Annotated in this window: 32 protein-coding genes; all 32 read left to right on the top strand. The window is 40.0% G+C overall.

Annotated features, from left to right (window positions below):
* Position 1 precedes the first annotated feature (1 nt).
* The 32 genes from flgC to QT716_RS04015 all read left to right on the top strand — a co-directional run bounded on the left by flgC (position 2) and on the right by QT716_RS04015 (position 26,941).
* On the top strand, positions 2-463 hold the full coding sequence (gene flgC, locus QT716_RS04170; RefSeq protein ID WP_317934671.1) for a flagellar basal body rod protein FlgC: 462 nt from the start codon (positions 2-4) through the stop codon (positions 461-463).
* A gap of 22 nt (positions 464-485) precedes the next feature.
* Entirely contained in the window at positions 486-788 is a 303-nt protein-coding gene (fliE, locus tag QT716_RS04165; protein WP_398292319.1) for a flagellar hook-basal body complex protein FliE, read from the top strand.
* A 62-nt stretch (positions 789-850) separates the two neighbouring features.
* Entirely contained in the window at positions 851-2,449 is a 1,599-nt protein-coding gene (gene fliF, locus QT716_RS04160) for a flagellar basal-body MS-ring/collar protein FliF (RefSeq protein ID WP_317934670.1), read from the top strand.
* A gap of 13 nt (positions 2,450-2,462) precedes the next feature.
* Positions 2,463-3,476, top strand: coding sequence for a flagellar motor switch protein FliG (fliG, locus tag QT716_RS04155; protein WP_317934669.1), 1,014 nt, complete (start codon positions 2,463-2,465; stop codon positions 3,474-3,476).
* Positions 3,469-4,242, top strand: a complete 774-nt coding sequence (gene fliH, locus QT716_RS04150; RefSeq protein ID WP_317934667.1) for a flagellar assembly protein FliH — start codon at positions 3,469-3,471, stop codon at positions 4,240-4,242. The genes fliG and fliH overlap by 8 nt, the downstream gene beginning before the upstream one ends.
* 2 nt (positions 4,243-4,244) lie before the next feature.
* Positions 4,245-5,576, top strand: coding sequence for a flagellar protein export ATPase FliI (gene fliI, locus QT716_RS04145; protein WP_317934666.1), 1,332 nt, complete (start codon positions 4,245-4,247; stop codon positions 5,574-5,576).
* Positions 5,573-6,025 (top strand): flagellar export protein FliJ, encoded by a 453-nt coding sequence (gene fliJ / locus QT716_RS04140; protein WP_317934665.1) that lies wholly within the window; start codon positions 5,573-5,575, stop codon positions 6,023-6,025. The genes fliI and fliJ overlap by 4 nt, the downstream gene beginning before the upstream one ends.
* 4 nt (positions 6,026-6,029) lie before the next feature.
* Positions 6,030-6,635, top strand: a complete 606-nt coding sequence (locus QT716_RS04135) for a MotE family protein (RefSeq protein WP_317934664.1) — start codon at positions 6,030-6,032, stop codon at positions 6,633-6,635.
* A 45-nt stretch (positions 6,636-6,680) separates the two neighbouring features.
* The gene (locus tag QT716_RS04130; protein WP_317934663.1) at positions 6,681-8,021 is read left to right on the top strand and encodes a flagellar hook-length control protein FliK; all 1,341 of its coding nucleotides are present in this window, start codon (positions 6,681-6,683) and stop codon (positions 8,019-8,021) included.
* 2 nt (positions 8,022-8,023) lie between these two features.
* Positions 8,024-8,671, top strand: coding sequence for a flagellar hook assembly protein FlgD (gene flgD / locus QT716_RS04125; RefSeq protein WP_317934661.1), 648 nt, complete (start codon positions 8,024-8,026; stop codon positions 8,669-8,671).
* Positions 8,672-8,692: 21 nt separating this feature from the next.
* Positions 8,693-9,067: a TIGR02530 family flagellar biosynthesis protein gene (locus QT716_RS04120; protein WP_317934659.1), complete on the top strand. Its 375-nt coding sequence runs from the start codon at positions 8,693-8,695 to the stop codon at positions 9,065-9,067.
* A 98-nt stretch (positions 9,068-9,165) separates the two neighbouring features.
* Positions 9,166-10,035 (top strand): flagellar basal body rod protein FlgG, encoded by an 870-nt coding sequence (gene flgG / locus QT716_RS04115; RefSeq protein ID WP_317934658.1) that lies wholly within the window; start codon positions 9,166-9,168, stop codon positions 10,033-10,035.
* 132 nt (positions 10,036-10,167) lie between these two features.
* A complete protein-coding gene (locus QT716_RS04110; RefSeq protein WP_317934657.1) occupies positions 10,168-10,389 on the top strand; it encodes a flagellar FlbD family protein in 222 nt (73 codons plus the stop codon).
* The gene (gene fliL, locus QT716_RS04105) at positions 10,379-10,807 is read left to right on the top strand and encodes a flagellar basal body-associated protein FliL (protein ID WP_317934655.1); all 429 of its coding nucleotides are present in this window, start codon (positions 10,379-10,381) and stop codon (positions 10,805-10,807) included. Before QT716_RS04110 ends, fliL begins: the two co-directional genes overlap by 11 nt.
* Before the next feature lie 35 nt (positions 10,808-10,842).
* Positions 10,843-11,844, top strand: a complete 1,002-nt coding sequence (gene fliM, locus QT716_RS04100; RefSeq protein WP_317934653.1) for a flagellar motor switch protein FliM — start codon at positions 10,843-10,845, stop codon at positions 11,842-11,844.
* The gene (gene fliY / locus QT716_RS04095; RefSeq protein WP_317934949.1) at positions 11,837-13,030 is read left to right on the top strand and encodes a flagellar motor switch phosphatase FliY; all 1,194 of its coding nucleotides are present in this window, start codon (positions 11,837-11,839) and stop codon (positions 13,028-13,030) included. The genes fliM and fliY overlap by 8 nt, the downstream gene beginning before the upstream one ends.
* 18 nt (positions 13,031-13,048) lie before the next feature.
* Positions 13,049-13,411 (top strand): response regulator, encoded by a 363-nt coding sequence (locus tag QT716_RS04090; RefSeq protein ID WP_317934651.1) that lies wholly within the window; start codon positions 13,049-13,051, stop codon positions 13,409-13,411.
* Between the two features lie 115 nt (positions 13,412-13,526).
* Positions 13,527-14,108, top strand: coding sequence for a flagellar biosynthetic protein FliO (locus tag QT716_RS04085; RefSeq protein WP_317934650.1), 582 nt, complete (start codon positions 13,527-13,529; stop codon positions 14,106-14,108).
* Positions 14,101-14,766 carry a flagellar type III secretion system pore protein FliP gene (fliP, locus tag QT716_RS04080; protein ID WP_317934649.1) on the top strand — a complete coding sequence of 222 codons (666 nt, stop codon included), beginning with the start codon at positions 14,101-14,103 and terminating at the stop codon, positions 14,764-14,766. The genes QT716_RS04085 and fliP overlap by 8 nt, the downstream gene beginning before the upstream one ends.
* 12 nt (positions 14,767-14,778) lie before the next feature.
* On the top strand, positions 14,779-15,048 hold the full coding sequence (gene fliQ / locus QT716_RS04075; RefSeq protein WP_317934647.1) for a flagellar biosynthesis protein FliQ: 270 nt from the start codon (positions 14,779-14,781) through the stop codon (positions 15,046-15,048).
* Between the two features lie 5 nt (positions 15,049-15,053).
* Entirely contained in the window at positions 15,054-15,830 is a 777-nt protein-coding gene (gene fliR, locus QT716_RS04070) for a flagellar biosynthetic protein FliR (RefSeq protein WP_317934646.1), read from the top strand.
* Between the two features lie 4 nt (positions 15,831-15,834).
* Positions 15,835-16,914 (top strand): flagellar biosynthesis protein FlhB, encoded by a 1,080-nt coding sequence (gene flhB / locus QT716_RS04065; RefSeq protein WP_317934645.1) that lies wholly within the window; start codon positions 15,835-15,837, stop codon positions 16,912-16,914.
* A 25-nt stretch (positions 16,915-16,939) separates the two neighbouring features.
* Positions 16,940-18,973, top strand: coding sequence for a flagellar biosynthesis protein FlhA (gene flhA / locus QT716_RS04060; RefSeq protein WP_317934644.1), 2,034 nt, complete (start codon positions 16,940-16,942; stop codon positions 18,971-18,973).
* Between the two features lie 38 nt (positions 18,974-19,011).
* Positions 19,012-20,088 (top strand): flagellar biosynthesis protein FlhF, encoded by a 1,077-nt coding sequence (gene flhF, locus QT716_RS04055; RefSeq protein ID WP_317934643.1) that lies wholly within the window; start codon positions 19,012-19,014, stop codon positions 20,086-20,088.
* Entirely contained in the window at positions 20,081-20,947 is an 867-nt protein-coding gene (locus tag QT716_RS04050) for a MinD/ParA family protein (protein WP_317934642.1), read from the top strand. Before flhF ends, QT716_RS04050 begins: the two co-directional genes overlap by 8 nt.
* Positions 20,944-22,050: a protein-glutamate methylesterase/protein-glutamine glutaminase gene (locus tag QT716_RS04045; RefSeq protein WP_317934641.1), complete on the top strand. Its 1,107-nt coding sequence runs from the start codon at positions 20,944-20,946 to the stop codon at positions 22,048-22,050. Before QT716_RS04050 ends, QT716_RS04045 begins: the two co-directional genes overlap by 4 nt.
* 12 nt (positions 22,051-22,062) lie before the next feature.
* Positions 22,063-24,105 (top strand): chemotaxis protein CheA, encoded by a 2,043-nt coding sequence (locus QT716_RS04040; protein ID WP_317934640.1) that lies wholly within the window; start codon positions 22,063-22,065, stop codon positions 24,103-24,105.
* Between the two features lie 15 nt (positions 24,106-24,120).
* On the top strand, positions 24,121-24,594 hold the full coding sequence (locus QT716_RS04035) for a chemotaxis protein CheW (protein ID WP_317934638.1): 474 nt from the start codon (positions 24,121-24,123) through the stop codon (positions 24,592-24,594).
* Entirely contained in the window at positions 24,584-25,216 is a 633-nt protein-coding gene (locus tag QT716_RS04030; RefSeq protein WP_317934636.1) for a chemotaxis protein CheC, read from the top strand. Before QT716_RS04035 ends, QT716_RS04030 begins: the two co-directional genes overlap by 11 nt.
* A gap of 1 nt (position 25,217) precedes the next feature.
* Positions 25,218-25,712, top strand: coding sequence for a chemotaxis protein CheD (locus tag QT716_RS04025; RefSeq protein ID WP_317934635.1), 495 nt, complete (start codon positions 25,218-25,220; stop codon positions 25,710-25,712).
* Positions 25,713-25,859: 147 nt separating this feature from the next.
* Entirely contained in the window at positions 25,860-26,639 is a 780-nt protein-coding gene (locus QT716_RS04020) for a FliA/WhiG family RNA polymerase sigma factor (protein ID WP_317934634.1), read from the top strand.
* Positions 26,636-26,941: a hypothetical protein gene (locus QT716_RS04015; RefSeq protein WP_317934633.1), complete on the top strand. Its 306-nt coding sequence runs from the start codon at positions 26,636-26,638 to the stop codon at positions 26,939-26,941. The genes QT716_RS04020 and QT716_RS04015 overlap by 4 nt, the downstream gene beginning before the upstream one ends.
* Position 26,942: the final 1 nt, after the last annotated feature.

Raw genomic sequence — 26,942 nt, 5'->3', positions numbered from 1 at the left:
TTTGTCTATCTTTCACAGTTTAAATTCTTCAGCATCCGCGTTGACTGCTCAGCGACTCAGAATGGATGTAATCTCTTCAAATATGGCGAATATCGATACGACACGCGGGAAATTAGTAGATGGGGAATGGAAGCCTTATCAAAGAAAATCAGTTTCCTTTCAACCGAAGCAAGGACAATTTTCAAGTTTTTTGAACGTTGCTATAGGGAATCGCGACCGTGGCGCAATCGGGAATGGCGTCTCAGTTTCGAGAATTCAAGAAGATAATGAGACGCCCTTTAAACAAGTTTTTGATCCGACACATCCTGATGCAAATGAAGAAGGATATGTAGAAATGCCTAATGTAGATCCGCTAAGAGAAACAATTGATATGATGTCTGCGACTCGATCGTATGAAGCGAATATCACAGTACTTAATTCCAATAAAGCAATGCTGATGAAAGCATTGGAGATAGGAAAATAATTTTAAAGTGAGATGATAAATCATGGCTATACCTTCAATAATGGCGATGGGTTCGGGGGCAGCACCTAATGCGCTGAAAACGGCTCCAACAACATTTGAGTCTCAGCAAAAATTCGGAAACTTTTTGAAAGAAGCGATTCAAGATGTCAACACTGCTCAAGTACAATCAGACGTGATGACAGAGAAACTGGTGAGAGGTGAGGATGTAGACCTCCACAATGTAATGATAACTGCACAAAAAGCTTCTATTGCTCTTAATGCCACAATGGAAGTACGAAATAAAGTGATCGAAGCATATCAAGAAGTAATGAGAATGCCAGTGTAAGAAAAATATAGCGTTATTCAGCAGCAGCTGTACGGATGACGTTTGCCGACCGGAGGATCAGAATGAAAGAGAGATTGACAAAGATCAAAAATGACATTCAAGCGTTTTGGTCAAACCGGACAACGAAGCAGAAAACCTTATATATAAGTGTAGCGGCAGCGATTATACTTGTTGCTGCCCTCCTAACTTTCTTCCTGTCACGTACCACTTATGTACCTTTATACAAAGACCTTTCCCGCTCTGATATCGGCAGGATAAAGGAAGAATTGGATGCTCAAGCAGTACCCAATCAAATTGCGCCGGGTGGAACATCCATACTTGTTCCTGAAGAGCGGGTGGATGATTTACTTGTATCTATTGAATCACAGGGTTTGGCAAACTCCGGTAGAATTGATTATTCATTTTTCTCAGAGAATGCCGGATTTGGTACGACAGACAACGAATTTAATATGATCAAGCTTGCAACAATGCAAAATGAGCTTGCTAAGTTGATAACCGGGATTGAAGGGGTTCAAGATGCGAAGGTCATGATTACACTTCCAACACAAGGCGTATTTGTCAATGAAGATGTCCAGTCAGCTAGCGCTTCTATTGTATTAAAAACTCAACTGGGCCAACAATTCACTGAATCCCAAATTAAGGGGTTATACAATTTAATATCCAAAAGTATTCCGAACTTAGCTAAAGAAGATATTGTAGTCATGAACCAGTATTTCGACTACTACGATTTGAACCACGAAGGTGATCAATTTGGTTCTAACGTGGCTGACCAAATGTCTATCAAAAAATCTATCGAACGTGATTTGCAGCGACAAGTTCAAACGATGTTAGGTTCTATGATGGGCCAAGATAAGGTAGTGGTCTCCGTTACTACTGATATCGACTTCCAACAGGAAAACCGCGAGGAAAATTTAGTCACTCCTGTAGATGAGGAAAGTAAGGAAGGGATTGCTCTGAGCGTACAGCGTATTACAGAGACGTTCACAGGTGAAGGAGCGGTCCCGGGCGGAACACCTGAGGGAGAAGATCCAACGGACAATCGGACAACAATTGTCGAGGGCTCTACGGGTAACGGCGATTATGAACGCATGGAAGAAACGATTAATAATGAAGTTAATCGGATTCGTAAAGATATTGTAGAAAGTCCGTACAAAATCCGAGATATCGGATTGCAAGTAATGGTCGAGCCGCCAACAGCAGACGATCCAGGATCATTAGAACCTGGCGTTCAAGAAGACATCGAGCGAATTCTTGAGACAATAATCCGGACGTCGATTGATAAGGCTTCTGTCGGAGAATTGACCGATGAGCAGCTTGCCGAAAAAATCGCTGTATCTATTCAGCCGATACGTGGAAAGCAAACTGATTTTAGTACAGAACGTCCAGTCGTTCCAGTTTGGGTCTATATCGCTGGCGGGGTATTATTGTTAATTATCATTGTGTTGGTGATTTTGGTTGTAAGGAAGCGTCGCAAAGATGAGCAACAAGCATTAATAGATGCACAGGCGCTTGAGGAGCAGCTTGAAGCGATTGATGTAAGTGATATCAATAGTGAAAAAGAAACTGGTGCTACAATGCGCAGGAAACAACTTGAAAAAATGGCGAAAGATAAGCCGGAAGAATTTGCAAAGTTACTGCGTACGTGGATAGCCGAGGATTAAGGAGAGTGCAGACGTGGTAAAAAAAGATAAAGATATGTCAGGGAAACAAAAGGCTGCACTCCTATTGATTTCTCTCGGACCTGAAGTCTCTGCATCAATTTACAAGCACTTGTCAGAAGAAGAAATTGAACGGTTAACACTAGAAATTTCAGGAGTAAGAAAAGTTGAATCTTCTGTAAAGGAAGAAATCATTGAAGAGTTCCATAACATTGCCCTTGCGCAGGATTACATTTCCCAAGGAGGAATTGGTTATGCGAAAACGGTGTTGGAAAAGGCGTTAGGAAAAGAACACGCGCAAGCAGTAATAAATCGATTAACATCCTCACTCCAAGTGAAGCCGTTTGATTTCGCGAGAAGAACGGAACCGAGTCAGCTTTTAAACTTTATACAAAACGAACACCCGCAAACTATTGCACTCATTTTGTCTTATTTAGAAGCAGAACAAGCGGGAATGATTCTTTCTTCTCTACCACAAGAAGTTCAAGCAGATATAGCGAAGAGAATTGCTAAGATGGAGTCGACATCGCCTGAAGTGATTAGTGAGATTGAAGCAGTCCTTGAACGTAAGTTGTCATCGACTGTGACACAAGACTTTTCAGATACAGGCGGCATAGATGCGGTTGTGGAAGTTCTTAGTGGGGTAGATCGTTCTACTGAAAAAACGATACTTGATGCGTTGGAAATCCAAGACCCAGAATTGGCAGAAGAGATTAAAAAGCGCATGTTTGTATTTGAAGATATGATTACATTGGACAGCCGCTCAATTCAACGAGTTATCCGCGATTGTGAAAACGAAGACCTTATTTTGTCTATGAAAGTATCTAGTGAAGAAGTTAAAGATATTCTCTTTAAAAATATGTCTCAACGCATGGCTGAGTCATTTAAAGAAGAGATGGATGTTATGGGGCCGGTACGTCTGCGAGATGTGGAAGAAGCGCAGACAAGAATTGTTGCAACCATTCGACGTTTGGAAGACGCAGGAGAAATTATTATTGCCCGTGGCGGGGGAGATGATGTGATTGTCTAATATCTACAGACCTGGAATGGAACAAACGTCCGGTGTGAAGAAAATAGGGATTCGTAATCTCCAACAGATGATAGAACCGATGTCGAACTCAACTGCACCACAATTGAATTTAGCTGAAGTTATCATGGAACGGGATCGTCTGCTTAATGATGCGCAGAGGCAAGTGAATGTTGAAAAAGCGGAAATTGAACAAATGCGTCAAACCGCACACGATGACATTGATGCAATGCGTAACGCTTGGGAAACTGAAAAAGCACAGTTGCAGCAAGAGGCTTATGAGGAAGCATTTCAAGTGGGATTTGAAGAAGGAACGAAAAAGAGTATTTCAGAGATGCAAGAAATTACTAAGAAGACAAATGAAACAGTGAAGATTGCAGAAAAAAACGGACAGTCTTACTTGGAGCACCAAGAACGCCTTATTTTAGAAATTGCGATGAAATCTGCTGAACGTATTCTGGGCCATGTACTGGACGATAATCCGGAAATGTATTTATCGATAGTTAAGAGAGGGTTAAAAGAAGCGAGGGAGATGCGTGAGGTTAAACTCTATGTATCTCCGGAGTGCTATAAACTGGTTTCAGATAACCGTGAGGAACTCGCTTCCATTTTTCCGCCGGATGTTCCTTTGTTACTTTTCGTAAATGATGATTTTAAAGAAACCGATTGTTACATTGAGACAAACCACGGGAGAATCGTAGTCAGTGTAGATGAGCAGTTAAATGAAATGAAAGAGCGCCTTGTGGAACTATTGGAAAGCGAGGGCTGACCATGAAAAAAGCTGAAGAACTAACGAACAAAATCGCTAAAGTGAAAACTTTTAAGAAATATGGCAGAGTTGCTAGAGTCGTTGGATTAATGATCGAGTCAAAAGGTCCGGAAAGTTCAATTGGTGACTTATGTATCATTCATTTGAATCATTCGAGTGCACAAGACTCGCAGATTTTAGCTGAAGTGGTCGGTTTTCGAGAAGAAATTGTTATGTTAATGCCTTTCACAAATGTTACGGATATATCAAGCGGCTGTTTAGTTGAAGGGACTGGGAAGCCGCTTGAAGTAAGAGTAGGGATGAACCTGATAGGGAAAGTGCTGGATTCTCTCGGCAATCCGATAGACCAATCGATATTACCAAAAGGACTAGCTACTGTTCGTACTGAGCAAAGTCCGCCAAATGTTTTAACACGGCCGACTATCAATGACAAATTAGCTGTAGGGGTTAAAGCGATAGATGGAATGCTTACTGTAGGAAATGGTCAGCGTGTAGGGATTTTCGCAGGATCAGGGGTAGGAAAAAGTACGTTGCTCGGGATGATAGCTCGTAATACAACAGCAGATATTAACGTCATCGCACTAATCGGTGAACGAGGTCGCGAAGTTCGTGAATTTATCGATCGGGATCTGGGGCCAGAAGGACTCAGCCGAACCATTGTGGTGGCAGCAACATCTGATCAGCCAGCACTAATGCGCATAAAAGGTGCATTTACTGCTACTGCCATTGCGGAGTATTTCCGAAACAAAGGGTTGAATGTCATGTTGATGATGGACTCAGTTACACGAGTTGCCATGGCGCAAAGGGAAATTGGATTAGCGGTAGGAGAACCACCAGCTACACGGGGATACACACCTTCTGTTTTCGCAATCTTACCTAAGTTATTAGAACGAAGCGGTACAAATGAGTTAGGCGCTATCACTGCGTTTTACACTGTTCTTGTGGACGGCGATGACATGAATGAACCGATTGCAGATGCTGTGCGTGGAATATTGGATGGCCATATTGTATTAGACAGAACCTTGGCGAATAAAGGACAATATCCTGCTATTAATGTTTTGAAAAGTGTCAGTCGTTTGATGAATCATATATCTGATTCTGATCATGTGAAAGCTGCTGAAAAACTGCGTGAGTTATATTACACCTACGATAAATCGGAAGACTTAATAAATATTGGCGCGTACAAAAAGGGAACTTCTAAAGAAATTGACCAAGCTATAGCATATGAACCCCTTATTACGAAATTTTTAAAGCAAAGCTATAAAGACAATATCTCTATGGAAGAAAGTATAGAAGAATTGATAGCTCTCGCATCAGGAGGGAGTCAAACTTGAAATCATACAACTACCGTTTTGAAAAAGTGCTGACGTTCAAGGAACAAGAAAAAAACGAGACTCAATCTGCTTATAAGCAATCTATAGAATCATTTGAAAAAGTTGCTACTGAGTTGTATGATCTATTGAAAAAAAAAGAGAATATCTTAGATGTCCAGCAAAAGAAAATGACAAAAGGGTTTGCGGTAAATGAAATTCATCACTACGCCAGATTTATAGAGAGTTTAGAAGTGAAGATCAATTCTGTTCAACAGCAAGTGATTCAAGCGCGAGGGAAAATGAACTGGTATGAAGAGCGATTACTCGACAAAACGATTGAAGTGAAGAAATACGAAAAAATGCGGGAAAAAGATCACGATGCGTATCAAGACGAATTAGAGCATGAGGAAGCACAACGTCTGGATGAACTAGCGACACAAAAATTCCGTAAAAATGAAAATAGGTGGTAAGCCGGTGAAACAAACGAAAAATAAAACTACAGACTCGTTTAATCAAGAACGAAAAGCGGGTGGCTTTTTTCAAATGTTACTTGCTTGGTTCGTTATACCGCTGATTTTCGCAATTGCTGTTTTATTGATTATCGCAAAAGTCGCAGATGTAGATGTGATGGAAAAGGCCAAGCAATGGACATCCTCTATTCCTGCTGTAGAACAGAAAAAAGAGAGTATTTCAAAAGAAAAAGATGAGAAAATTCTAGCTGAACGAATTACAGTAATGAAGGAAGAATTAAAACAAAAGGAACAACAGTTAATGGATATTCAAGATGATTTGAAAAAGTCAGATGAGAAAAATGAAAAGTTGTTAATAGCGCAAGAAAAGCTGCAAGCTGAAATTACAGCACTTCAACAATCCAATGATGATACCAAGAAAGAGTTCGGACAGCTGGTTTCTACTTTTGAAAAAATGTCACCAAAATCAGCGGCACCAGTAATTACCAAGATGAATGATGCAAAAGCTCTCCAGCTTTTATCTAGAATGAAAGCGGACACTTTAGCGGCAGTACTTGAGAAAATGTCCCCTGAAGATGCTGCAAAATATACTGCTCTTTTATCGAATTAATGATATAATCATAAAGTAATAGAATTTGTCTTAGGAGGTGAAAAAATGAACATAAGTTCTGTGCAATTGCCATCTTCAGCAATAGGGCTTAAGGCCGGCAATTCTGTTAGAACAAGTGGTGAACCCGCAAATTCTTTCGGCCGCATGGTAGCTAAAATGACTAAAAACAATGAACATCATGCTGACGTTTCTAAGGATGAACGAATAGGATCGCTAAAAGCAAAAGTAGAAGACTTATTGACCGCTGCTGACGTTCATTCTTTGACTAAAGCAATAAAAGAACTAACAGGCAGTTCACAAGAAAAAGGATTAGAAGCACTTGAAAGTTTAAATCAATCCAGCACCCTAAAAGACTGGACTGAATCACTAGGCTTAGATTTGGAAGAGTTGCTCCAAACGATTACTTCAATTTTGAATGAATCAGGGATAACTAAAGAAGAATTGGCTGAAGTTCAATATTCCAATGATATTTGGTCATTGATAAAGGCTGTAAGTGACTACTCGCCGACACTCTCAACGTCTATTGAAAGTATGTTGAGTAATGGTAAAGAATTGCAGCAGCAAGCCAAGGATTTACTCATCCTTTTGAAGTCAGTTGAAACACTGCTGCCGACTAAAGATTTGCTTGGCTGGCAGGAAACGAATTTAAGTCAATTAAGTGATCAACTTACTAGCTTAGGAGAATCGATTAGTTCGGGAAGCTTCTCAACTGATTCTAAGTTTTCAGCTTTTCTTACTGCTAATCCGCTTGAATCGTTAAAAGTTGGACAAACGACAGGGTCTGCTAAGTCAGAGTTGGGACAACTTATACAGACGATGACAAATGTTACAGAAAATCGTCAAGAACAAGCACCAAATGAAGGGAAAAGCGAACAAAATCAATCTCAATTCCTTCAGAATTCAAGTGTTCAACCGATACAATCTAAGAACAATTTCAATCTTGATTCACTTGAAACAAGACCGCCGAGTCAATCAGAAACGTTAATGAACAAATTGCAGGGCATATTCAAGCAAACTAACTTTGGCCAATTTGGCGGGACGAATCGTTTGCTCATTAAACTGAATCCTGAACAACTGGGCCAAATTCGAATTGAATTGATTCAAATGAATGGTGTAATGACCGCTAGGATACTCGCATCAACATCACTTGGAAAAGAGATGTTAGATAGTCAGCTGCATCAGTTACGGCAATCATTTGCACAGCAAAATATTCAAGTGGATCGGATTGATGTTACCCAAGCTGTCCAAGATCCATCAAGAAATGATCGCAGTCAAAACTTCAGCCAGCATCAGTTTAAAGGCAATCCAGAACAACAAGAACAAACTGAACAGGAATCAGAAGAAATGCAATCTTTCCAGGAATTTTTAGTAGATCTGGAGGTGTAGAAATGGTAGATGGTCAACAACCGATTAAAGAGTCCATGTATCTCATGAACAAACAAAGAGATGAACGTAAAACAGGTCAAGGCACTCTGGGGAAAGATGACTTCATGAAGTTGTTAATTGCACAATTACAAAACCAAGATCCCACAAACCCAATGAAAGATAATGAATTCATTGCTCAAATGGCTCAATTCTCTTCTTTAGAACAGACGATGAACCTTACCAAGGCATTTGAAAAGTTTGCTGAAACTCAAAACCAAAGTCAGTTGATTCAATACAATTCGTTTGTAGGCAAGGACGTTAAATGGCACCAAGTAGCTGAAAAGCCGGATGAAAACGGAAAGCCGGTAATCACTGAAGGAACAGGGACCATCACTTCCGTCAGATATGTCGATGGAACAGTGGAATTCACAATGGCGGATGGACAAAAGTTGTCACCCGGAAATATTTCAGAAGTCCTTTCTGGCGGTATGAACTCAAATAGCCTAGTCGAAGCGAGCATGCTTATTGGGAAAACAGTAGGCTATGTACAAGATGATGTTGAAAAGACAGGGATCGTTACTTCTGTTTCAAACAAAGATGGAAAACTGATGTATATTCTGGAAAACGGCGAGAAAATACAAGGGAATATCTTTACTTCTATTAGCAAATAAAAGGCAGAACGGAGCGATTGCATGGAAAAGCTTGACATTCAGCGTCTCCAATCGCAGCCGCAACTACGACCTGGACAACGCAGACAGCCTGTGCCGAAACAGTCGTTTGTCGAACAGTTGAATACCGCGCTTGCACCACAAACGTTAAAAGTAAGCAAACATGCGGTACAACGTTTAACTGAACGTAACATTACGATTTCTGAAGCTGAATGGGCTCATGTCACGGATAAAGTAAACGAGGCTAAAGCGAAAGGAATTCGCGACTCACTCGTACTGATGGATCAAGCAGCACTTATCGTAAGTGCCAAAAATTCCACGGTCATAACAGCGATGGACCGCACTGAAGCGAGAGACCAACTTTTTACAAATATTGACGGAACAATTGTCTTGAGTTAAAAAAATAATCATTGGCAGGACCTTAGAAGAAGGATGCCATCGCACTGCTAACCGACAGAAGCAGATGCATTTTACAATCCGAGAGGGGAAAACTTATTATGTTACGCTCAATGTACGCAGGAATTTCAGGACTTAAAAACTTTCAAACGAAACTGGATGTAATCGGGAATAATATTTCAAACGTCAATACGTACGGATTTAAAAAAGGGCGGACTGTCTTTAAAGATTTGTATTCGCAAACCGTTGCTGGAGCGAGCGGTCCAGTGGGTGATACACGAGGCGGTGTCAATCCGAAACAAGTTGGACTGGGTTCTCAGCTAGCTGCAATTGATACACTTCACACAGCAGGATCTACGCAATTTACAGGAAACACTTTGGACCTAGCCATTGAAGGAGATGGATTCTTTATAGTTCAAAACGGAGCTACTGCTACAGACGTACAATATACAAGAGCAGGAAACTTTTATTTGGACAAAGACGGAACGTTAGTAGATGGCGATGGAAGATTTATACTTGGATTGCAGAATGAAGAAACATCTACTGGAAATCCAGCCGTGAAAACCACAACGTTGAAAGAAGATAAAGCTACAAATTTTGGTTCTATAAAAATACCATCTGATGCGACTAACATGTCGATTGGGCAAGATGGTACTGTGAATTATGTTCAAGAAGGAAAGCTTCAAGTAGCAGGACGACTTAATATTGCAACATTTAACAATCCTGGGGGGCTGGAAAAAATAGGAGGTAACCTTTTCCAACAATCTGCTAACTCGGGTGAAGCAATAACCGGTAAGCCACTTGATGCTGGACGAGGTGCTATCAAATCAGGTTCCCTAGAAATGTCCAACGTGGATCTATCAGAAGAATTCACAGACATGATCGTAGCGCAACGTGGATTCCAGGCGAATACACGGATCATTACGACTTCAGATGAAATTTTACAAGAACTTGTCAATTTGAAACGTTAATTAACCAATACAGTTGATTGAAATTTTATGTTGAAACAGAAGTGCTTGCTGTTAAGAGCATGTTTTACAAGCAACCCCTATTCTGCTCGTTAAAGGAGGGTCGGGCCGGCTCTATAGCCTGGCCCTTTACATATGATTCTAGTTACACGTTTAAACGGTGCGACATTCCATTTGAATGCGCTCTACATAGAAAAAATCGAATCGTTTCCAGATACAACAATTACGTTAACGACCGGAACCAAGTATGTCGTACTTGATTCGCTGGATGCAGTAAATGAACGGATTACTCGTTTTTATCAATCTGTTCAATTACTATCCAATCCACATTTGCGAGGTGAAGAAGATGAAGAATAAAGTTTTAACAGTATCGTTAATCATTTTAGTATGTATTACCTTGGTCGGTGTTGTTGGACTTATCTTACTTCTTCAGTTAAACAAAGGCGATGGAACTGAAAAAGAACCAACAATTGATGAAGTACTTGAAGCATCTGTGGATGTACCTGAAATAACAACGAATTTAATGGGACGACAATTCATCCGTATTTCTTTAAAAATTCAAACGGACAGCAAGAAAGCAGCTGCCGAGCTTACAAAAAGAGACTTCCAAGTAAACAACATCGTCATCCAGGAACTTTCTGAGAAAACAGCAAAAGATTTTGAAGGGAAAACAGGAAAGCAAGCTTTTGAGGATGCAGTTAAAGCTCAATTGAACCCCCTCATGAAAGATGGAGAAATTAAAAAAGTGTATATCGTTTCTTATATAATTCAATAACACGATTACGGATTATTTAATTAGGAGGTGGCTAAATGTCGGGAGATATATTGTCTCAAAATGAGATAGATGCTTTGCTGTCAGCGATTTCTACTGGAGAAATGACCGCGGAGGAAATAAAAAAAGAAGATGAAACGAAGAAAGTTAAAGTATATGATTTCAAACGGGCATTACGTTTTTCAAAAGACCAAATTCGCAGCTTGACCAGGATCCACGAAAACTTTGCGCGATTGCTCACTACATATTTTTCGGCGAAATTACGAACCTATATTCAAATAAATGTAGCATCGGTTGACCAAATACCATTTGAAGAGTTCATCCGATCGATCCCGAACATGACGCTCCTCAATATTTTTGAAGTGCCTCCGCTTGAAGGGAATATCATCATGGAAGTCAATCCGAATGTTGCTTATTCCATGCTGGAGCGTTTAATGGGCGGCTATGGCGAGAGTTCTGGAAAAGTCGATAATATGACCGAAATAGAAATTAAAATACTGACGGGATTATTTGAAAGGTCATTTGATAATTTGCGTGAAGCATGGTCAAATATTGCGGATATCGATCCTTTCTTAGCAGAAATGGAAGTCAATCCTCAATTTTTACAAATGATATCTCCGAATGAAACAGTAATTGTTATTTCGTTTAACATTATTATAGGTGAATCGAGCGGAATGATTAATATTTGTATCCCTCATGTGGTACTAGAGCCGATCATTCCAAACTTATCCGTTCAATATTGGATGCAAACGAATAAAAAAGAACCTTCGCCTGAACAAAGTATAGTTTTAGAGAAGAGAATTAGAAAAGCGAGTTTACCAGTTGTTGCAAGTCTAGGCGAAGGTGAAATGTCCGTCGAAGAGTTGTTGTATTTACAAGTTGGAGATATTGTCGCGTTAGATAGTGCAATTGACGCGCCACTTACAATTGAAGTAAGCGGCATACCTAAATTCACAGCACAACCAGGTCATTTACGTAATCGAATGGCTGTCCAAATACTAGATACCCTGATTGGAGGGGATGACGACGATGATGAGTGATAATATCCTTTCACAGGAAGAAATAGAAGCTTTGTTGCGTGGAGAGTCCATTGATACAGGTGCTGAAGCAGAAATAGATTCACAGGGGATTTCAACTGATGTTTATCTGGATGAAATGCAGCAAGATGCACTTGGGGAAATTGGAAACATTTCTTTCGGAAGCTCAGCCACTGCTCTTTCCAGTCTTCTCGGTCAAAAGGTTGAAATCACGACACCTACAATCAGTGTTATTGATAGAGACGAGCTTGATAGAGAATTTGTCCAGCCATATGTTGCTGTAGGTGTTGAATATACAGTAGGTTTAAGTGGAACAAACTTACTGGTCATTAAGCATCAAGATGCAGCGATTATAGCTGATTTAATGCTTGGAGGAGATGGAACGTCACCGAATGATGAGTTAGGTGAAATTCATTTGAGTGCTGTTCAAGAAGCGATGAACCAAATGATGGGTTCTGCAGCGACTTCAATGTCTACTTTATTCAATAAAAAGGTGGACATTTCACCTCCAACAATCCAACTATTGGATGTACAAGCGGATACAGGAACCGATAGTATACCGAATGAGAACTTACTAATTCGTGTTTCATTTAATTTGAAAGTCGGTGAACTGATCGACTCAAATATTATGCAATTATTCCCATTGAATCTAGGTAAAGAACTTGTGGCTTCATTAGTGGGTGATGCATTTGCAGAGGAAGCACCAACCGTTGCTGAACCGGCAATTCCTCAGTCAACGCCAATACAACCACAATACAATGCGCCCGAACAACCATACGCAGAACAAGAAAATACTGTTTCTCAACAGCAAACTAATTATTCTCGTGAATCCCAGCAATTACCTCCGAGACAGCAGCAACAGCAGCATGCCAATGTACAGCAAGCTCAATTCGCGAGTTTTGAAACACCTTCACTAAGTCAGCCGGAAGCGTCTAACTTAAATTTGCTGTTGGATATCCCTCTGCGGGTGACAGTGGAGCTTGGGCGCACGCAACGTTCTGTTAAAGAAATATTAGAGATGTCGAGTGGTTCAATTATTGAATTGGACAAACTGGCAGGCGAACCGGTAGATATCCTTGTAAATAATCGCCGAATTGCTAAAGGCGAGGTAGTTGTCATTGATGAAAACTTTGGCGTTCGAATTACGGATATCTTGAGTCAAACAGAACGATTAAACAATTTACGATAAACCTTGGAGGTCATGAAAATGTCAAAACGTATTCTAATAGTAGATGATGCAGCATTTATGAGAATGATGGTGAAGGATATTCTTTCTAAAAATAATTTCGAAGTAGTCGGTGAAGCGGCAGACGGTGTTCAAGCAGTGGAGAAATACTTTGAACTAAAACCAGACTTAGTCACGATGGATATAACAATGCCAGAAATGGATGGTATTTCTGCATTGAAGGCAATTAAAGAAAAAGATCCTAATGCGACTGTTATTATGTGCTCCGCTATGGGACAGCAAGCAATGGTAATCGATGCAATTCAAGCAGGTGCAAAAGACTTCATAGTGAAGCCATTTCAGGCAGACCGGGTTGTTGAAGCAATTGAAAAAGCACTTAGCTAACTATAAAACTTCATCACGAGTCAGAGCCCTGTTGGTTATATTATCGTTAGTCTTCGCTATATGTATAACCCCTTCAACTGTTCAAGCTGAAACGGACTCATCTGTTACTGATTATTTGAAGCAGAACAAAGAAAATAGCGAAGATCCTTCACAGGGGGAAGACACACCTGCAAAGTCAGAGGTTGAACAAAACCAAAGTTCTGAGCCAGCTCCTGTGGGTTTGACCGCTTGGGATTATATTAAAACGCTTTTAGCACTTGCTTTTGTTATTGTATTGATTTACGGTATGGTGAAATTTATCAACACACGAAATCGAATTACGCAAAATGGAAAGCTTATGCAAAATATGGGCGGCCTTTCTTTAGGACAGCAGAAGTCGATTCAATTAGTGAAAATCGGAGAGAAGTATTTTTTGATAGGGGTAGGGGATGATGTCCGTCTCTTAAAAGAACTATCCAATCCTGAAGAGCTTGAACAGCTCACTTCTTATTATTCAGAGGAAGACGAAACTATGCAACAAAGTCCTCTCCTTAAATTGATAAATGGTTTTAAAGGCAGAAAAACGAATCCTTATGAGCAACAAGATGAAACAGAAGACTTCAGAAATTTGTTTAAAACGAAATTGGCCGAAGTAGAGAACGAGAGGAAGCGAAAGCTTAATCAGCTAACGGAGAAGGAGCGCAATCGGAATGAATGAGTTCATGCAATTTTTTTCGGATAGTGATCCGGGTGCAGTATCGACATCCGTAAAAATGCTTCTGCTATTAACCGTTCTATCTTTAGCTCCAGCGATTCTGATCCTGATGACATCGTTCGCCAGGATCATTATTGTTTTATCTTTTGTTCGTTCAGCACTCGCGACACAACAAATGCCCCCAAATCAAGTTCTTGTTGGACTTGCTCTCTTTTTAACTTTCTTTATAATGGCCCCTACGTTTTCTCAAGTGAACGATGAAGCATTAAAACCACTTTTCGCAGAAGAAATTTCGTTGGATGATGCTTATGAGAAAGCAAGTGCTCCTTTTAAAGAATTCATGGGCAAGCATACTCGACAAAAAGATTTAGAACTGTTTTTACGATATAACAATGCAGATCGGCCTGAAACAATGGAGGATATACCTCTTACGATGATGGTGCCTGCATTTGCTTTGAGTGAAATAAAGACAGCGTTTCAAATGGGTTTTATGATTTTCATTCCTTTTTTAGTAATTGATATGATTGTGGCAAGTGTTCTTATGTCAATGGGGATGATGATGCTGCCGCCGGTTATGATTTCATTACCGTTTAAAATTTTATTGTTCGTTTTAGTGGATGGCTGGTATTTGATTGTAAAATCATTGCTTCAAAGCTTTTAGGAGGGGTTCAGATTGACAGGAGAAATGATCATTTCGGTGGCAGAACGGTCAGTATGGGTCATTTTAATGGCATCAGGGCCCTTACTAATTGTTGCATTAGTGACCGGCTTAGCAGTAAGTATTTTTCAGGCAACGACTCAGATTCAAGAACAAACACTCGCTTTCGTTCCTAAAATTGTAGCTGTGATGGTTGCGATTGTATTTTTTGGACCGTGGATGTTATCTAAAGTAACTGCTTATGCAGCTGATATTTTTGATAATTTAACAAGGTATATAGGGTAGTTTAGATGGATGCATTTCTGCCTTTTGTGGCCACTTATTTGTTAGTTCTGACTCGTATTTCTGCCTTTTTTGTTACGCTGCCGCTTTTCTCCTACCGCACAATACCTCCAGTAATGAGAATTGTATTAGCAGCATTACTTGCATGGACCCTGGTGTTTACGTTAAATGTACCCGGCCTTGAAATTAATGGAGAGTATATAGTGCTTGTCTTGAAAGAAGCCATAGTAGGATTATCCATAGGTATTATTGCTTTTATTGTCATGTCGGCGATTCAAGTAGCAGGCGGATTGATAGACTTTCAAATGGGATTTGCTATTGCGAATGTAATTGACCCACAAACGGGGACCCAATCTCCATTGATGGGACAATTTTTCAATTCTTTAGCTTTGCTATTATTACTCGCGATAAATGGGCATCACGTGTTATTAGATGGAGTTTTTTATAGTTATCAATTCCTTCCATTGGATCAGGTTTGGCCGAGTTTTGGAAGTGAACGGGTTGCTGAGCATGTATTATCAACAATGGCGGCGGTGTTTGCAATCTCTTTTCAAATGGCTGTACCGATTGTTGCTACTCTGTTTCTCGTCGATTTAGCATTAGGAATAACAGCGCGGACAGTACCTCAGTTGAACATTTTTGTAATTGGTTTTCCGATAAAGATTGGAGTAGGCTTCTTGGTTCTCTTCATCATGGGCGGGGTCATCGTTGCAATGATGCAAAAAATCTTTGAAGTGATGTCTATAAGTATGAGGGACCTCATGGTTTTGTTAGGAGGGGGATAAATATATGCTGCGCTTGAATCTTCAATTTTTTGCGGGTGAGAAAACAGAAAAAGCGACTCCGAAAAAACGAGAGGATTCTCGGAAAAAAGGCCAAGTGTTGAAAAGTCAAGACGTTACCAGCGCAATTGTATTATTGTCTGTCTTTCTCTTTCTTTTTTTTGCAGCAGGATTTATGAAAGAACGATTTTACAAATTCTTCAAAGAAACTTTTCATACATACATATTGATGGACAAATTAGATATTAATCAGACGATGCTCATATACGTTGAAGTTCTAAAAGAAATGGCTTTCATTTTGTTGCCTGTCATGGTTATTGCAATGATTGCTGCAATCGCAGGGAACCTAATCCAGTTTGGATTATTGTTTACAGGAGAACCGCTGAAATTCGATTTAAAGAAAATTGACCCGATTAAAGGGTTGAAACGGATTTTTTCCATCCGTGCCATTGTGGAGTTATTGAAGTCGCTGCTGAAGATTTCATTCATTGGTGGCGTAACCTCCTTACTATTGTATATGAATATAGACAAAGTACTAAATTTAGCTTTTAAAACCCCATCTGCAGTTATGAAAACCGTAGGGCAGCTTGTTGCTCTTATGGGAATAACCGCGTCCTTTGTCTTGTTATTCATTTCAATTCTCGACTTTCTTTACCAGAAATTTGACTATGAAAAAAACTTAAAAATGTCCAAGCAGGACATTAAAGATGAATATAAAAATTCTGAAGGCGATCCGCTTATTAAATCAAAGATTAAGCAGCGTCAACGAGAAATGGCAATGCGAAGAATGATGCAGGAAGTACCTGAGGCGGATGTAGTCATCACAAATCCGACTCACTATGCAATAGCGATTAAGTATACAGACGGCGAAATGGATGCACCCATTGTCGTTGCGAAAGGCGCGGACTTCATTGCTCAAAAAATTAAGCTGATTGCAAAAGAAAATAATATTGTTACTGTTGAAAATCGGCCACTTGCCCGAGCGCTCTATTCAGATACTGAAATTGGCGACCGAATTCCAGATCAGTTTTTCAAAGCAGTTGCCGAAGTGCTTGCCTATGTATATCGAATACAGCGAAAAATTTAAATGAACAACAGAAAGTAGGGATGACATGCAATTCAGAGATATAGGTGTACTCGCCTCGGTTATTATGATTGTTGCGATGCTTGTCATTCCGCTTCCTCATTGGCTGCTCAGTTTCCTAATTATCATTAATATCACACTGGCGCTAATGGTTTTACTTACTGCGATGAATATGCAAGAGGCATTACAGTTCTCAATCTTTCCTTCGTTACTTTTGTTATTGACACTCTTTCGTTTGGGACTTAATGTTTCGACGACGAGAGCGATTTTGAGTGATGGAAGTGCAGGTGGAGTTGTTGACACGTTCGGTTCGTTCGTAACCGGGGGGAATGTCATCGTAGGTCTCGTTGTGTTCGTTATTTTAATCATCATTCAATTTATCGTAATCACAAAAGGATCAGAGCGTGTATCAGAAGTTGCTGCACGCTTTACATTAGATGCAATGCCAGGTAAGCAGATGAGTATTGACGCTGATTTGAATGCAGGAATGATTTCTGACACCCAGGCACGTGAACGCCGTGAAAAAGTAAGTAATGAAGCGGACTTTTATGGTGCGATGGATGGTGCGACGAAGTTCGTAAAAGGAGATGCAATTGCAGGTATTATCATTGTTATGATCAACTTGCTGGTTGGTATGATAATTGGTGTTGTTCAACTTGGACTGCCATTTGCAGAAGCCGCATCGCAATTTTCTAAACTAACGGTGGGTGACGGGATTGTTTCACAAATTCCAGCATTGCTCATTTCAACTGCAACCGGAATTGTTGTGACCCGCGCTGCATCAGAAGGGAACTTGGGCACTGACATTACAAGTCAATTACTCGGACAGCCTAAGTTATTATATGTAGCAGCTATCACAATTCTATTGTTAGGTCTCGCAACTCCTATCAATGATATCTTAACTATTCCAGTTGCAATTGCGTTAGCAGTAAGTGCATTCGTAATGTCCCGTCCTAAAGACGAGGACCCGGAAGAATTACTTGAACTGGAAGAAGCCGAACAGACGGATGGATTAAAGAGTCCTGAAAACGTTGTCAATCTACTGAATGTCGATCCCATTGAATTTGAATTCGGGTATGGTTTAATACCTCTTGTCGATGCTTCACAAGGGGGCGATTTGCTTGACAGAGTCGTCATGATCAGAAGACAGCTTGCTTTAGAACTTGGTTTAGTCATTCCTGTTGTACGAATTAGAGATAATATCCAACTTCAGCCAAATGAGTATCGAATAAAAATAAAGGGCAGTGAATTAGCAAGGGGCGAATTACTCTTGGATCATTACTTAGCGATGAGTCCTGGCGGTGATGACTCGATTCCCGGCATTGATACTGTAGAGCCTTCTTTTGGTTTACCAGCGAAATGGATTACAGAAGAAGTGAAAGAAGAAGCTGAAATTATGGGCTATACTGTCGTCGATCCGCCTAGTGTTGTGTCTACACATTTAACAGAAATCATTCGGGCGAATGCGGCAGATTTAATTGGCCGTCAAGAGACAAAGCAGTTGATAGATCATGTCCATGAGACATACCCAATTCTTGTTGAAGAGCTTACACCGACACCGTTATCTGTTGGTGAAATACAAAAAGTGCTGGCTAAATTGTTAAGCGAACACATCTCAATTCGTAACTTGCCAATTATATTTGAAACACTTGCGGATTCCTCTAAATATACAGGAGATGTTGACTTGCTAACTGAATATGCGAGACAATCTCTTGCGCGCCAAATTACAGAACAATATACGCCACAAGGACAAGCACTCAAAGTTATGACAGTCTCGGGGAAAGTTGAGAAGTTGATAGCGGATAGCGTTCAACAGACTGAACAAGGAAATTATTTGACAATCGACCCACAAGATTCACAATCGATTTTAGAATCAATTGCAGGAGAAGTTGAACGAGTTGCTCTGTTAGACCAATCACCTGTAATTTTATGCTCTCCAGCGGTTAGGATGTATCTAAGACAAATAACAGAACGCTATTTCCCTCAAATTCCAATATTGTCTTATAATGAGTTAGAAGCATCAGTTGAAGTACAGAGCGTAGGAGTGGTGGATGTCGCATGAAATTGAAAAAATACAAAGCAGATACAATGGTCCAAGCGATGGAACAAATTCGTCAGGACTTTGGTGAGGACTCTGTTATTATAAGTTCAACAATTGTCCGTTCTAAAGGATTTTTAGGGTTATTTAAGAAAAAAAGTGTGGAAGTAATAGCTGGATACGACGAACCGGTTATAGTTAACAGCCAACACACCTCATCAATTTTAAACAAACCCCAGCCTGAGACGAAGCAAGATGAAATAATACACGACATGAAAAAAGAAATGAAAGAAATGAAACAGTACTTAAAAAATTATAATGAGCCCGTCCCTTTTAATCGATTTCCAGAGGATATGCAGCCGTTATTGTCGAGATTACGATCCCAAGAACTAAATCCCGAGATGATAAAAAATATAGCGGAAACCATATTTTCTCGTATGAAAAGCGAGAAAAATGATTTTACAGAAGTGGAACAAAAAAAGATTGCACGCGATATTTTGAAAGAAGAACTTGCAGATCTGCCTTTCGGCGGTATTCATTTTAAAAAGAAATATGTGAATGTTCTCGGACCTACCGGTGTAGGGAAAACTACAACTATCGCTAAAATTGCTGCACGTTCTTTAATTGAGAACAAAAGGAAAGTCGGTTTTGTCACGACAGATACGTACCGAATTGCTGCAATCGAGCAACTGAGGACTTACGCCAATCTTCTGCAAGCACCTGTTGAAGTTGCTTATACTGCATCGGATTTTAAAGAAGCACTCAACACCCTTTCTAATAAGGATATTGTTTTCATTGATACTGCTGGAAGAAATTATAAAGATAAAAAGTTTATTGATGATTTAAAGCAACTTATTGATTTTAATTTGGAAATGGAATCTTATCTTGTCCTATCTACCACAACTAAGGAATCGGATATGAGGTCGATTGTAGATCAATTTCTGGAATTTCCAATATCACAATTCATTTTTACAAAATTAGATGAAACCGGAAGCATTGGTCCTGTAATAAATTTGTTGAGGGATTATAACATGGGGATTGCATATTTTGCGGACGGACAAGAAGTTCCGGAGGATCTGGAAGAAGCCACTGTTGAGAAGTTACTGACTCTATTGCTAGAGGAGGAACCACATGAATGATCAGGCAGAAACCCTGCGGCTTAAAATGATGCAATCTAAAGGCAGGACAGCTCGTTCCCTTGCAGTAATTAGCGGTAAAGGCGGAGTTGGTAAAACTAACTTCATTGTGAATTTTGCAAGTTCATTACGGGCACAAGGTAAAAGCGTGATCATTGTAGATATGGACATTGGCATGGGGAATGTCCATATTCTTCTTGGCGCATCTGCAAAGTATGGACTTAGAGAATATTTAACAGGTGAGCGTACATTAGAAGAAGTTGTAGCAGAAAGTCGGCTTGGATTGAACTTTATATGTGGAGGCTCTGGTCTTGAAACTGTATTGGAGTGGACCGAAAGTCGATTTCAACGCTTAATAAGTGCGTTTGAAACTTTACAACAACAGTACGATTATATTCTATTTGACATGGGAGCGGGAGCTTCAGAAAGTGCAATTGAACTTATTTTATCGGTAGATGAAATTATTGTGATTGCTACATCTGAACCAACTTCCATTACAGACGCCTATTCTATGATGAAATTTATTTGTCTTCGCGATCCGGAGAAGAAATTTTTCATCGTAAACAACCGGGTACTGCCAAAAGAGGATGGAAATGAAGCATTCACGCGTTTACAGTTTGCAATGAGGAAGTTTTTGAATAAGGAAACTACTTTGCTTGGAGCACTCCCTGAAGATGCAGCAGTCCATAAATCTGTTGTAGCTCAACAGCCATTTGTCAGTTTATATCCAAATGCAACAATCTCAAGAAGAATGAATGCAATTACAGCTAATTATATTTCCTCCGGAACCGATATAGACAGTAAAGAAACTAGCACATTTCTGGGTCAGTTAAAAAAACTATTTGCGAGGGGGCGTGGATGACTTTGGATACAAATAACTCCAAAAAAGTATTGGTTGTGGATGATTCCGCCTTTATGCGTAAATTGATTACTGAAATTGTTTCGTCTCATCCCTTATTAGATGTGGTGGGTACAGCAAGAAATGGTAAGGAAGCAATTGAAAAAGTTCGTCTGCTCCATCCAGACGTTTTGACACTAGATATTGAAATGCCTGTTCTCGATGGGTTAAGTGCACTCCAAGAAATCATGAAGGAGAATCCTTTACCCGTTGTGATGCTGTCGAGTACGACAAAAGAAGGCGCTGAAAATACCATTCGTGCAATGGAATACGGAGCAATAGACTTCATCGCAAAACCGGGTGGTGCTATCTCACTTAATTTGCGTGAAAGTGAAAAGATAATAGTAAACAAAGTCTTCAATGCAGCTCAAATTGATATGTCTAAAGTTCTCCACCGCAGATCGACCGCTTCGCCCAAAATACCTTCAGCAATAATTCCTAAAGAAGCGATTAACACTGATAAGGAAGGCGGGCATCCTCGTTCTGCGGTAAAAAAGTTTATTGTTATAGGCACATCGACAGGGGGTCCAAGAGCACTGCAGCAAGTGCTGACTACCCTGCCAGAAGATATTAATGTACCTATTCTCATTGTTCAGCATATGCCTGCCGGGTTTACGAAATCTTTAGCAGATCGCCTGAATACTTTATGTGATATTACTGTCAAGGAAGCAGAAAACGGGGAATTAATTGAAAAGAATATTGCTTATATTGCTCCAGGCGGCAAACATATGAAGGTGAAGCGGATCGGGATAAGCTATGCCATTCATCTTGACAAAGAAGAACCTCCTCGCATGGGGCATCGTCCAGCAGTCGATGTATTACTGGAATCTATTGCGAAGTTGCCGGAACTGAAATTTGTTACTTCGATTATGACAGGGATGGGGCACGATGGGTTAGAGGGTATGAAGATCCTTAAAAATAACTGCAATACATATACCATAACGGAATCGGAAGAATCTTCAGTTGTATATGGAATGCCAAGAGCGATATACGATGCGGGACTTGCGGATATGTCTGCACACGTCCAAAATATCGGAAAGCTATTAACAGAACGAGTGAAGTTATAAGGAGGTTTTGAGATGGATACAAGCCAATACTTGGATATGTTTTTAGAAGAAAGTAAAGAGCATGTGCAAGCGTGTAACGAACAATTATTAGCACTTGAAAAAAATCCGGATGATCTTGGAATAGTGAACGAAATATTTAGAGCTGCCCATACTCTTAAAGGTATGTCCGCAACGATGGGATATGAAGATATAGCTGACCTAACTCATAAAATGGAAAACGTGCTCGATGCTATCCGTACTTCTAAAATTAGAGTTACGGCAGAAATTCTAGATGTTGTTTTCGCTTCTTCCGATGCATTAGAAGAAATGATTCTAAATATTGAAGAGGGCGGAACTGGGAAAAAAGACGTTGGTAATTTAGTGAAGATGCTCAACCAAATAGAAGCAGGGCAATCACCGAACGAGGCAGCAACCGAAAAAAACAGCCCGGAAAACAAATATAAGAACACTGACGAGCTTAGTTATGACGATTTTGAGAAAACAGTTATCTCACAATCTATCGAACAAGGTTTTCACGCATTCGAGTTAAAAATATTTCTACGCGAAGATTGTTTACTGAAAGCAGCAAGGGTCTTTATGGTTTTCGAAATACTTGAAAAAGCAGGTGAAATCATTAAGACTTCACCTACAGTTGAACGTTTGGAAAACGAGGAGTTTGATAGCTTATTTACTGTAGTTCTTATTTCAAAGGAGAATGCCGACGATATCCAAAAGAAGGTATTAAAAGTTTCAGAGATTGAAACAGTTGAGATTCAGCCAGTCCAATTTCTTACTAGTGATGTAGAAACTGCTGCATCTGTAGAGGCTCCAGTTAACGAAGCGCTATCTTTACCTGCAAAACCAGCGGCAGTTAAAGATTCCGAAACTAAAGCCGCTCCAACAAAACGTGCAGCCAATACACACACTGCTAATAAAACAATCCGGGTGAATATCGATCGTCTTGACGTCCTTATGAATCTATTTGAAGAACTCGTGATAGATAGAGGCCGATTGCAGTCCATTGCAGCGGAATTGCAAAATACAGAGCTTAACGAAACAACGGAACGGATGACACGAATTTCAGGAGATTTACAGAACATTATTTTAAATATGCGTATGGTTCCTGTTGAAACGGTATTCAACAGATTCCCTAAAATGGTCCGACAATTAGCACGAGATTTAAATAAACAAATCAATCTCGAAATTATTGGGGCAGAAACAGAGTTAGATCGTACTGTTATTGACGAAATTGGTGATCCTTTAGTTCATCTTATTCGAAATGCTTTGGACCATGGAATAGAAAGTCCAGCAGAAAGAGCAGCGAATGGGAAACCTGAAGAAGGAACTGTAACCCTGCGTGCATATCACTCAGGTAATCATGTGTTCATAGAGCTGGAAGATGATGGTGCAGGTGTGAATCGGCAAAAGGTTCTCAAAAAGGCAATAGAGCGCGGAATTGTTACTGAAGAAATTGCTGATTCCTTAACGGATAAACAAGTTGCCGAACTAATCCTGTCATCGGGCTTCTCAACTGCTGATAAGCTTACAGATGTCTCTGGAAGAGGTGTTGGACTTGATGTTGTAAAGAGTACGATTGAGTCGTTAGGCGGCAGTATTTCCATTGATTCAAGAGAAGGTGAAGGGTCATTATTCCGGGTGCAGCTCCCTCTGACCCTTTCAATTATTTCAGTTATGCTTGTAGAATTGAAAAATGAAATTTTTGCTATACCTTTGTCTTCAATTATTGAAACAGCAATTATACAAAACAGTGATATTTTAAACGCTCATAATCAGCGGGTAATTGACTTCCGCGGCAAAATAGTTCCTCTCGTGGATCTTCGTGAAATTTTCGCTACAGGACTTCCGGAAGGACCAGAGGAACATCAATCAGTTGTGATTGTTCGTAAAGGAGAAAACTTGGCAGCACTCGTTGTGGACTCATTTATCGGCCAACAAGAAATCGTGCTTAAATCATTAGGGAACTACTTGCAGAGTGTTTTCGCATTATCAGGTGCAACAATCCTTGGTAATGGTCAAGTTGCACTCATCGTGGATTGTAATGCGCTTATAAAATAAGTAGGAGGAAAACGAATGGCAGCTTATACTGAGGACGATTTATTGAAAACGATTGTATTCCAATTGTTGGACAAAGAATATGCGATTACGGTAGACGTCGTGCAATCAATTGAAAAGCTAATGCTTTTGAAAATCACGAGAATTCCAGGCGTGCCTGCTTATGTAAAAGGAGTTATCAACTTACGCGGGATGGTTACCCCTATTATCGATTTACGTGAACGGTTCGACTTGCCTATAATCGAATACAACGACAATACACGGATTATTATCGTAAATCTGGAAGACTTTGATGCAGGACTAATTGTTGATGATGCAAACGATGTAATTGATATTCCGAGAAATGCGCTCGAAAATCAGCCGGAAGTGGTTGGGTCTGTTGAGTCTGAATTTGTTGAGGGGATTGCAAAACTAGACAAACGATTGCTCGTTATGTTGAATTTAAATACCGTTTTACAACCTATCAGAAATGAGAGTTCCGATGAGAAATAATCCCGTTATTTCAGATATGCACCTGGATGTCTTAAAAGAAATCGGCAATATAGGAGCAGCTCACGCAGCAACTTCACTCTCTGAAATGCTAGAACGGAAAATTGAAATGAATGTACCTAAAGTTACGCTTGTTTCCTTTGATGAAATGTTTGATCTTGCTGGTGGATCTGAAAATGTTGTAGTGGGAATCTTTTTAAGGATAGAAGGGGACTTGTCTGGAAGTATGTTTTTTGTCCTTCCCATTGAATCGGCCAATCGATTTATTCGCCGATTAATTGGAGATGCCGAATTCGACTTTTCCAATCCGGAATCAATAGATGAGATAGGAATTTCGGCCATGCAAGAATTAGGCAATATTCTTTCCGGTTCTTATCTGTCTGCTTTGTCTGACTTCACAGGTTTGAAAATATATCCAACAGTGCCATCGCTGAGTGTTGATATGGTTGGCGCAATTGTAAGCTTCGGTTTGATTGAAGTTTCCCAATATAGCGATGAAGTGATTGTGATAGATACAAAAATTGTGGAGCACGGATTAAAAGACACGAGTGTGGACGGGCACTTTTTCTTGCTTCCCGATCCGCAGTCTTACGTAGCGATATTTAAATCACTGGGTGTGATGTAAGATGGAAATGGTCAAAACGGTCGTTCGTGTCGGCATTGCAGATATGAATATTGTACAGGAACCCAACACCATCCGCACATCTGGCCTCGGTTCCTGCGTCGGGGTCGTGCTATATGATGAACGACGTAAAATCGCGGGACTGGTACATGTAATGTTACCGGATAGCGCCCTTGCTAAGGGGGATTTAGTGAATGTAGCTAAATTTGCGGATACCGGGATTTACTCACTGATGGAACGGCTTAAAACAGAAGGCAGCCGTCCAATGTCATTGAAAGCAAAAATTGCGGGCGGTTCACAGATGTTTCAATTTGGTTCAAATGATACAGTTCGTATAGGACCGCGCAATGTAGAAGCTGTGAAAAAAGAACTTTCTCGACTTTCAATCCCTTTAGTAGCAGAAGATACAGGTGGTTCAAGCGGTCGGACAATCGAATTTGACCCTGCTGAAAGCGTATTGCATATTCGAACGGTAAACGCCGGTACAAAAGTAATCTGATAATTAAGTAGCAGTGGTTTCTATATAGGAAACTACTGCCTTTTTGTCTGTAAAGCCCTATGTTTACTGTCCTTAGGCTAGTCTCTTTGATATAATGGCTAAAAGATCAGAAAATAAAATACATGTAGCCCGAAAGCGAGGGATTCTATGCCAAAAAAGGACATATCTGAAGATACGTATTGGGACCTATGGTTAAGCAAACGTGATCCTGATGCTGGAGATGCGCTTGTTCGAAAGTATATGCCGCTTGTAAATTATCATGTTCAACGAATAGGATCTGGATTGCCCCGGAATGTATCCAGAGATGATGTGAAAAGTCTAGGTTATCAAGGCTTATTTGATGCGTTGACTAAATTCGATCCCAGTCGTGATTTAAAGTTTGATACATATGCCTCTTTTAGGATTCGCGGGAGCATTTTAGATGGCTTAAGAAAAGAGGATTGGCTGCCCAGATCGTCTCGGGAAAAGTCTAAGAAGCTAGAAGAAAAAATCAGCAAATTGGAACAAAAACTAATGAGAACGGCAACACCTGAAGAAATTGCTCGAGATACTGGAATGGATGTTGCGGACGTCTATCAAACAGTTCGAGAACACTATTTTTCAAGTGTGCTTTCTATCGATGAGCGAATGAATGACGATAAAGAGGATACAGGCAAAAGCTTTGTCTTAAAAGATGAAAAAATGGTAACACCAGAACAGCATACCGTGAAAACTGAACTTCTTAGTGAAATGATTCAGAAGATAAAAGACTTGAATAACAACGAACAACTTGTTTTAAGTCTTTTTTATACAGATGAAATGACCTTGACTGAAATTGGTGAAATACTTAATTTATCCACCTCGCGCATTTCCCAAATTCATTCAAAAGCGCTTTTTAAACTTCGAAAAGTATTGTTGCCTGAAGTGCAAGATAGAGGGATATTATGAGTTTAAAAGCGATTGAGCTTCAAATTGCAATCCCGAAAACGTTTGAAGCTGGAAAAATTACAGAACAAAAAAATCAGCAATCAATTCTCAGCCAGCATCATAATACAGTTCAAATCGATCAAGAAGTGATGAAGTTAAGTACGACAGTTATAGAGTCTTCACAAGCCGAAAAAGCGAAACAGCAGTCAAAAGATCCACAGCATGACTCGGATAATAAAAATGAACATAATACAATGGATGATTATGAAGACAATCACGTAAGCCACCCTTATAAAGGAAGCTTCGTAGACTATACAGGGTGAT

Source organism: Sporosarcina aquimarina (assembly GCF_033253705.1).
Lineage (GTDB): Bacteria > Bacillota > Bacilli > Bacillales_A > Planococcaceae > Sporosarcina > Sporosarcina aquimarina.
Note: the sequence above shows the minus strand (reverse complement) of the source record. Positions and strands in the feature narration are given on the sequence as shown.